General features: G+C 72.8%; 8 protein-coding genes. 3 read left to right on the top strand and 5 right to left on the bottom strand.

Annotated elements, in window-relative coordinates; genetic code table 11:
• A partial coding sequence (locus tag CCN33_RS28680) for an SLAC1 family transporter (protein WP_086696310.1) occupies positions 1–899 on the top strand: 899 nt, incomplete at its 5' end.
• On the opposite strand, the gene CCN33_RS28675 is transcribed toward CCN33_RS28680, so the two are convergent.
• From CCN33_RS28675 to CCN33_RS28660, 4 genes are all read right to left on the bottom strand, one after another.
• A complete protein-coding gene (locus tag CCN33_RS28675; protein ID WP_086696309.1) occupies positions 811–1,530 on the bottom strand; it encodes a helical backbone metal receptor in 720 nt (239 codons plus the stop codon). The two genes, CCN33_RS28680 and CCN33_RS28675, sit on opposite strands and share 89 nt — an antisense overlap.
• Before the next feature lie 10 nt (positions 1,531–1,540).
• Positions 1,541–2,113, bottom strand: coding sequence for a helix-turn-helix domain-containing protein (locus CCN33_RS28670; RefSeq protein WP_086696308.1), 573 nt, complete (start codon positions 2,111–2,113; stop codon positions 1,541–1,543).
• A gap of 346 nt (positions 2,114–2,459) precedes the next feature.
• Positions 2,460–4,268, bottom strand: a complete 1,809-nt coding sequence (locus tag CCN33_RS28665; protein ID WP_086696307.1) for an ABC transporter permease/substrate binding protein — start codon at positions 4,266–4,268, stop codon at positions 2,460–2,462.
• Positions 4,261–5,343, bottom strand: coding sequence for a quaternary amine ABC transporter ATP-binding protein (locus CCN33_RS28660; RefSeq protein ID WP_086696306.1), 1,083 nt, complete (start codon positions 5,341–5,343; stop codon positions 4,261–4,263). The genes CCN33_RS28665 and CCN33_RS28660 overlap by 8 nt, the downstream gene beginning before the upstream one ends.
• Before the next feature lie 187 nt (positions 5,344–5,530).
• Here CCN33_RS28660 and CCN33_RS28655 point away from each other — a divergent pair, with 187 nt between their 5' ends.
• Both CCN33_RS28655 and CCN33_RS28650 read left to right on the top strand, forming a co-directional pair.
• Positions 5,531–6,451: a 5'-3' exonuclease gene (locus CCN33_RS28655; RefSeq protein ID WP_086696305.1), complete on the top strand. Its 921-nt coding sequence runs from the start codon at positions 5,531–5,533 to the stop codon at positions 6,449–6,451.
• A gap of 112 nt (positions 6,452–6,563) precedes the next feature.
• On the top strand, positions 6,564–7,406 hold the full coding sequence (locus CCN33_RS28650) for a siderophore-interacting protein (RefSeq protein WP_086696304.1): 843 nt from the start codon (positions 6,564–6,566) through the stop codon (positions 7,404–7,406).
• 219 nt (positions 7,407–7,625) lie between these two features.
• On the opposite strand, the gene CCN33_RS33340 is transcribed toward CCN33_RS28650, so the two are convergent.
• The coding region (locus CCN33_RS33340; protein WP_140394723.1) for a GNAT family N-acetyltransferase at positions 7,626–7,796 on the bottom strand (171 nt) is incomplete at its 5' end.

Genomic DNA, 7,796 nt, shown 5'->3' with positions numbered 1-7,796 from the left:
CGGCGACGGCCCCCTTCCACGGCTGCGCCGCCATGGCCCTCCTCGCGGTCGGCGGCGGCGCGCTCTCGGCCGGCCGGTACTGGATCGGCACCGGAGCGGCCGTGGCCCTGGACGCCGTCCTGTTCGGTGCCGGTACCGCGCTGGGACTGGCGGCGGCCGTGGCGGTGCCGTACCTGATGGTGACCCGGCACCGGCCCACCCTCGCCGACGCCACCCCCGTATGGCTGCTGCCGCTGGTCGCCCCGATGGTGTCGGCCGCGCTGGGCCCCGCCCTGGTGCCGCATCTGCCGCCCGGCCAGCCCCGCGAGACCCTGCTGCTGGGCTGTCTGGCGCTGTTCGGGCTGAGCCTGCTGGCCACGCTGCTGATGCTCCCGCTGCTCCTCGCCCGCCTGCTGCTCCACGGTCCGCTGCCGCTCGCGCTGACCCCGGCCCTGTTCCTGGTCCTCGGCCCGCTGGGCCAGTCGACCACCGCCACCGGCGCGATCGCGGACCTGGCACCGGGCGTGGTCCCGGCACCGTACGACCGGGGGCTCGCGGTGTTCGCCGTGCTGTACGGGGTGCCCGTCATGGGCTTCGCCCTGCTGTGGCTGGCGTTCGCGGCCGCGCAGCTGGTGCGGGCGCGGCGCCGCGGCATGCGGTTCGCGCCGACCTGGTGGGGGCTCACCTTCCCCGTCGGTACGTGCGTCACCGGTGCGGCCTCCCTGGCCCGGCACACCGGCCTGGCCGGGTACGCGGGGCTGGCGGTCGGCCTGTACGCGCTGCTGCTCGTCGCCTGGGCCGCGGCGGCCACCGGTACCGTGCGCGGCCTGCTCAGCGGGACGCTGCTGCCAGCGCCTCCACCAGCACGCGGGGAGCTTCGAGCAGCGAGGGTCCGTACCAGGTCAGGTGCCGTCCGCTGACGAGGGCGCAGGGCAGTCCGGGGAACGCCTCGGGGCCGTCGTCGGCGGTGAAGCGGTACGGCTCGTCGGGCAGGACGACCAGCCCGGGGGCCGCCGCGTTCAGCTCCGCCACCGGGATGCGGGGATAGCGGTCGGCGTGATCGGCGTACAGGTGCCGGACCCCGAGGCGGACCAGGACGTCACCCGCGAAGGTGTCCCGGCCGAGCACCATCCAGGGACGGCGCCAGACGGGCACCACGGCGCTGACCGGCCGCCGCGGCTCGGGCAGCGCGGCCCAGGCCGCCTCGGCGCGGTCCAGCCAGCCGGGCCGGCCGGCGGCACCGCACGCCGACAGCACCCGCTCCAGCTCGGTGAACGCCTGCGGCACGGTCCGTACCTCGGTGACCAGCACCGGGACGCCCGCGGCGCGCAGGGCGTCGAGGTCGGGGGCACGGTTCTCCTCCTCGTTGGCGATCACGAGGTCGGGTGCGAGGGCGGCGATCCGCCCGGTGTCGGGGTTCTTGGTGCCGCCGATCCGCGCGACATCGAGGTCCGCCGGGCGTTCGCACCAGTCGGTGGCCCCGACGAGGACACCGGGCAGCGTCACGGCGACCGCCTCGGTGAGCGACGGCACCAGGGAGACGACCCGCATCAGGAAGGTCCTACCGTGCCCGGTCCTGGACCGCCTCGATGTGCTCGGCGACGGCCACCACGATCACCCGGGTGTCCGGCACGGTGGCGCGCCAGCGGTGGCGGACACCGCCGGTCAGGTACAGGGTGTCGCCCCGGCCGAGCCGGTAGGCGCGGCCCTCGGCCTCGATCTCGACCGCTCCGTCGGCCACGTACATCAGCTCGTCGTTGCGGTGCTGGAACTCGCGGCCGGCGTCGTGGTCGCCGGTGAACTCGGAGGCGTGCAACTGGTGGTGGCCGCGCACCAGGGCACGGGTCCGGGCGGTGAAGTCGCCCTCGGCGAGCGGCTCACCGCGTACGACGTCGACGCTGCACGCGGGATCGGCGGCGGCGAGGAGCTCCACCGCCGTGGTGCGCAGCGCGTCGGCCACCTTCTCCAGGGAGGTGCGGCTCGGGCGGGCCCGGTCGTTCTCCACCTGGCTGAGGAAGGGCACCGAGAGCCCGCTGCGCTCGGCCACGACCGCGAGGGTGAGTTCGAGCGTCCGGCGGCGCCGCCGGACGGCCGCGCCGACCCGCACGGGCTGTCGCTCCTTGTGGTCGCCCATCGCTGCGGCTCCCTCCTTCACGCGTGGCGCGGCTGCCCGGACGCCCCGTGCCGGGCGTCCCTGTCCTGAGTTGTCTGCACCCTACGCACGTTCGGCAAACCGTTTCACGCGCCTCTCACATCCGGCGCCGTCACAGGGCGAGTACCCCACGGTTCGCGCCAGTGCCGCGGCCCGCCGGACGCCTGGTCCTGCCCCGGCTTTCCGCGGCGTTCACCTGCTTCAAGGCCCGGGCGTCCCCAGGTGTTCCCGCCGGACGGCTTCCATGGCGCTCCGTGGTTGGCCGGATCTCTACGGTGGTGAGCCCGGCCCCCAGGGGCGGACGCCGGCCGGCGTCCGCCCCCTCATCTCATCCGGCCGCTTCCCGCCCCGCCTTGCCGGGCGGTGCCCAGGTGTCGGCGAGCCGGGGGTTCTCCTCGAGCCAGGCGCGGACGGCGTCCTGCTCCTTGCCCTTGCCGGCCTTCTGGATGCGGGCCTCCAGGCCGGTGAGCTGCTTCTCGGTCATCGAGAAGTCCTTCAGCCACTTGGCGACCTCGGGGTTGTCCTCGCTGAACCCCTTGCGGGCCAGGGTGTGCACGGTGTCGCCCTTGCCCCAGGCGCCGGCCGGGTCCTTGAGCTTCTTCAGCCGGTAGTCGCTGTAGGCCCAGTGCGGGGACCACAGGGTGACGACCACGGGCTGTTTCTTGGCGTAGGCCCGCTTCAGCTCGGTCAGCATGGCCGGGGTGGAGCCGTCGACGACCTGGTACTTGCCCTGGAGCCCGTACTGGTCCAGCACCTTGTCCTTGAGCAGGCCCATCATGCCCGCGCTGGGCTCGATGCCGATGATCCGGCCGTCGAACTCGGCGGCGTGGTCCTTCAGGTCGGCCAGGGAGTTCACGTCCTTCACATAGGACGGGACGGTCAGCTCCAGGGAGGTGGAGCCGTACCAGTTGCCCAGGTCCTCCATCCGGTCGCCGTACTTCTTCCAGTACTCGGCGTGCGTGGTGGGCAGCCAGGAGTCGGTCTCGAAGTCCAGGCGGCCGGTGGCGAGGCCGGTGTAGAGGGGGCCGGCCGCGTACTGGGTGACGCTGACCTTGAAGCCGCGCCGCTCCAGCAGTTCCTTCCACAGGAACGTGGAGGCGATGCCCTCGTCCCACGGGATGTACCCGAGCTTGATCTCCTTGCCCTGCCCGATGTCCGTACCGGAGGCGGTGGACTTGGTGGCGCCCGGCCCGAAGACCCCGAGCCCGCCCGCGACCAGCGCGAGCACGACCACCGCGACGACGGCGACGGCCGGGCGCGGCCGGTACGACCAGGCGGCCGGCCGGGCCTTGGCGGCGGCGCGGCGGCCCAGCGGGGAGAGCTGGGTGCCGAGCGCGCCGGTGACCCGGTCGAGGTAGATGGCGAGGACGACGATGCCGACGCCCGCCTCGAAGCCGTAGCCGATGTCGAGCTGGCCGATGGCCTCGTTGACGGCGCCGCCGAGGCCGCCGGTGCCGACCATGCCCGCGATGACGACCATGGACAGGCCGAGCATGATGACCTGGTTGACGCCCGCCATGATGGTGGGCAGGGCGAGCGGGAGCTGCACCCGCCACAGGGTGTCGCGGGGTGTGGTGCCGAACGCCTCGGCGGCCTCGACCAGCTCGGCGTCGACCTGGCGGATGCCCAGCTCGGTCATGCGGACGCCGGGGGCGAGCGCGAAGATCAGCGTGGCGACGACACCGGCAGCGGTGCCGAGCCCGAAGAAGAGCATGGCCGGGATCAGCAGCACCATCGACGGCATGGTCTGGAGCAGGTCCAGGGCGGGGCGCAGGGTGGCGCTCACCGCGCGGGAGCGGGCGGCCCAGATGCCGAGCGGGATCGAGATGACCAGCGCGATGATGGTGGCGACCAACACCAGCGCGAGCGTGGACATGGCTCGTTCCCACAGGTCGAGGGAGTCCACCAGGGCGAAGCCGGCGAAGGCGAGGACACCGGCGAGCAGTCCGCGCAGCCACCAGGCGAGGACGGCGAGGATGCCGGCGAGCAGCAGGGGCTGCGGGGCGGTGAGGACGGCGTCGATGCCGTCGTACATGCCCTCGAGGACGGCGCGGACGGCGTCGAAGAGCCAGGAGAGGTGGCCGACCAGCCAGTCGACCCCGGAGTCGACCCAGTCGCCGAGCGGAAGCCTAGGCACGGGCGGTCACCTTCCTCTCGTCGCGGGGGTGGTCGCAGGCGATCGGGTCTCCCTGCTCGTCGCCGAGGAAGCCGACGAGACGGCTCTCGGGGACGACGCCGACCACGGTGCGGTCGGCGTCGAGGATGGCGACCGGGTGGCTCAGGCGGGCGCTGAGGGCACACAGTTCGGTGAACGGCGTGCCGGGCGCTGCGGTCTCGCAGGCGCAGTCGGCCTCGTCGCCGCGCACGTCGGTGTCCATGACCGCGGACGCGGTGAGCACGCGGGAGCGGTCGACGTCCTGGATGAAGGAGGCGACATAGTCGTCCGCGGGGCGCAGCAGGATGTCCTCGGCGGTGCCGGTCTGCACGATGCGGCCGTCGCGCATGACGGCGATGCGGTCGCCCAGGCGCATGGCCTCGTTGAGGTCGTGGGTGATGAAGACGATGGTCTTGCGCAGCGTCTTCTGCAGTTCGAGGAGCTGGTCCTGCATGTCGCGGCGGATCAGCGGGTCCAGGGCGCTGAAGGACTCGTCCATCAGCAGCAGGTCGGCGTCGGTGGCGAGCGCGCGGGCGAGGCCGACGCGCTGCTGCATGCCGCCGGAGAGTTCGTCGGGCCAGGAGTCCTCCCAGCCGGCCAGCCCGCACAGGGCGAGCGCCTCGTCGGCGCGGCGTTCGCGCTCGGCGCGGGGCACGCCCTGCACGGCCAGGCCGTACGCGGCGTTGTCGCGGACGCTGCGGTGCGGGAAGAGCGCGAAGTGCTGGAACACCATGCTGATCCTGTCGGCCCGGACCTCGCGCAGTTCGCGGTCACCGAGCGCGGTGAGGTCCTGCCCGTCGAAGCGGACCCGGCCCGCGGTGGGCGTGAGCAGGCCGTTCAGCGTGCGCAGCAGGGTGGACTTGCCCGAGCCGGACAGGCCCATGACAACAAAGATCTCCCCAGGCGCTACGGCGAAGGAGGCGTCGATGACGGCGGCGGTGCTGCCCTCCGCGCGCAGCTCGTCGCGGTCGGCGCCCTGTCGGAGCCGTTCGACGGCCTGGTCCGGTCGTCTGCCGAACACCTTGTAGAGATGTTCCGCTTCGATTCTCGCGGTCATGCATGTCCCTCGGTCAGGTGGCAAGGAGCAGGAAACGAGGGATAGTTGTCGCTTGATAAGCAATTGCCTCGTTCCGGCGCGCGGCGCCTGCCCGGTCGCATTTGAGCCAAACACCGAAGTGCCCCAGGTCACACCCGCGGGCCCGGCGCACGGGCCCGCTGTCGGTGCGGTGCGGCATGATGCGAGCGTGACCGGACGACTGATGCTTCTCGACACCGCCTCCCTGTACTTCCGCGCCTACTTCGGCGTGCCGGACTCGGTCAGGGCGCCGGACGGCACCCCGGTGAACGCGGTGCGCGGACTGCTGGACTTCATCGACCGCCTGGTCAAGGACCACCACCCGGACAAGCTGGTGGCCTGCATGGACGCCGACTGGCGCCCCCAGTGGCGGGTCGACCTGATCCCCTCCTACAAGGCGCACCGGGTGGCCGAGGAGCACGAGGGCGCCCCCGACGCCGAGGAGGTCCCGGACACCCTCTCCCCGCAGGTCCCGGTCATCGAGGAGGTGCTGGACGCGCTCGGCATCGCCCGCGTGGGCGTGGCCGGATACGAGGCGGACGACGTGATCGGCACGTTCACCGCCCGCGCGGACGGCCCGGTCGACATCGTCACCGGCGACCGGGACCTGTACCAACTGGTCGACGACGCCCGTGACATCCGTGTCCTGTATCCGCTCAAGGGTGTCGGCACCCTCCAGGTCACCGACGAGGCGTGGCTGCGCGAGAAGTACGGCGTGGACGGCCGGGGTTACGCGGACCTGGCGCTGTTGCGCGGCGACCCGAGCGACGGTCTGCCGGGCGTCCCCGGTGTCGGGGAGAAGACGGCGGCCAAGCTGCTCGCCGAGTTCGGGGATCTGGCCGGGATCGTCGCCGCCGTGGACGACCCGAAGGCGAAGCTCACCCCCACCCAGCGCAAGCGCCTGACCGAGGCCGTCCCCTATCTCGCGGTCGCCCCGAAGGTCGTCCGGGTCGCCGGCGACGTCCCCCTGCCCGAGGTGGACACCGCGCTGCCGCACGCCCCGCGCGACCCCGCCGCACTGGACGCGCTCGCGGCCCGCTGGGGTCTGGGCAGCTCCCTGCAGCGCCTGCTGACCACCCTGGAGGCGTGAGTACGGGCCCCTCCGCAAGGGAAATCTCCGAACGAAGGGCCCCCGGCACCGGTGGGGCACCGGGGCGAGATGCTAGCTTAGGTAAACCTAACCAAGGCAGCAGGAGGCCGTCATGGCAGAGCGTCCGGGGCGAAAGCCGCGCAAGCTCCATTCCGCCCAGGTGGTACGCACCGAGCGGCTGACCCCGCACGTCCAGCGGATCGTGCTCGGCGGCGCCGGACTGGCCGACTTCTCGGCCGACACCTGGACCGACCACTATGTGAAGCTGCTCTTCGCCCCGGTGGACGGGATGACCTACCCGGAGCCCTTCGACCTGGAGGCGATCCGGGCCGAACTCCCCCGCGAGCAGTGGCCGGTGACCCGCACGTACACCGTGCGCGCCTGGAATGCCGAACTGCGGGAGATGACCCTCGACTTCGTCATCCACGGCGACGAGGGTCTCGCCGGGCCCTGGGCCACCCGGGTGCGGCCCGGCGAGACCCTGCGCTTCTTCGGCCCGGGCGGCGCCTACACCCCCGACCTGACGGCGGACTGGCATCTGCTCGTCGGGGACGAGAGCGCGCTGCCCGCCATCGCCCGCGCCCTGGAGACCCTGTCGGCCGGCACGCCCGCGCAGGCCTTCGTGGAGGTGGCCGGGCCCGAGGAGGAGCAGAAGATCGACTCCGATGTGGAGGTCGTCTGGCTGCACCGCGGGAACCGCCCGGTCGGCGAGGCCCTGCTGGAGGCCGTACGGGCACTGGAGTTCCCCGAGGGCCGTCCGCACGCGTTCGTGCACGGCGAGGCGTCCTTCGTGAAGGAGCTGCGCCGGATGCTGCGGGTCGAGGCCCGGATCCCGCGCGAGGACCTGTCCATCTCCGGCTACTGGCGCCTGGGCCACAACGAGGACGGCTGGCAGGCCAGCAAGCCGGAGTGGAACGCGCGGATCGAGGCCGAGCAGGAGAACACGGCCGCGTGAACCGGCGGGTCAGTCGCCCCTAGGGTCTTTCGTTTGGATCAGGCCGGATCAGGGAGCGGGGTCTGGCACGCCCTCCCCCAAGCTCTGCGAGCAGGGGGACCCCCAGCGGCGTTGTCGTCACTCTGCCCCGAGCTCTCGGCTCCGCTCGGGCAGGGGGGACCCCCACCGCTCCGCGTCGACTCCCTCCTCCGCCTTGCACCTGGACGCCCCAGACCCCGCTCACCTGGGACGATCGGCACCGCTGCCTCCCCGTACCTTGATCCGCCGGACAGGCCCTAGCCGGGCGTGCAGGTGCATGTCGTGCCAGCCGTCCGGGTGCAGCAGTGCCCGGCGCCGGGTGCCCTCCACCGCGAAGCCGGCCTTGGCGGCGACCCGGCAGGACGCCGTGTT

It is taken from the genome of Streptomyces recifensis, from assembly GCF_002154615.1.
Taxonomy (GTDB): domain Bacteria; phylum Actinomycetota; class Actinomycetes; order Streptomycetales; family Streptomycetaceae; genus Streptomyces; species Streptomyces griseoluteus.
The sequence above is the reverse complement of the archived record's forward strand: the minus strand, read 5'-3'. Positions and strand labels throughout refer to the sequence as shown.

Excerpts from the sequence above, each read along its gene's own strand:
- CCN33_RS28675 (WP_086696309.1), bottom strand. The coding sequence starts at position 1,530 with ATGCGGGTCGTCTCCCTGGTGCCGTCGCTCACCGAGGCGGTCGCCGTG.
- CCN33_RS28670 (WP_086696308.1), bottom strand. The coding sequence starts at position 2,113 with ATGGGCGACCACAAGGAGCGACAGCCCGTGCGGGTCGGCGCGGCCGTC.
- CCN33_RS28660 (WP_086696306.1), bottom strand. The coding sequence starts at position 5,343 with ATGACCGCGAGAATCGAAGCGGAACATCTCTACAAGGTGTTCGGCAGA.
- CCN33_RS28650 (WP_086696304.1), top strand. The coding sequence starts at position 6,564 with ATGGCAGAGCGTCCGGGGCGAAAGCCGCGCAAGCTCCATTCCGCCCAG.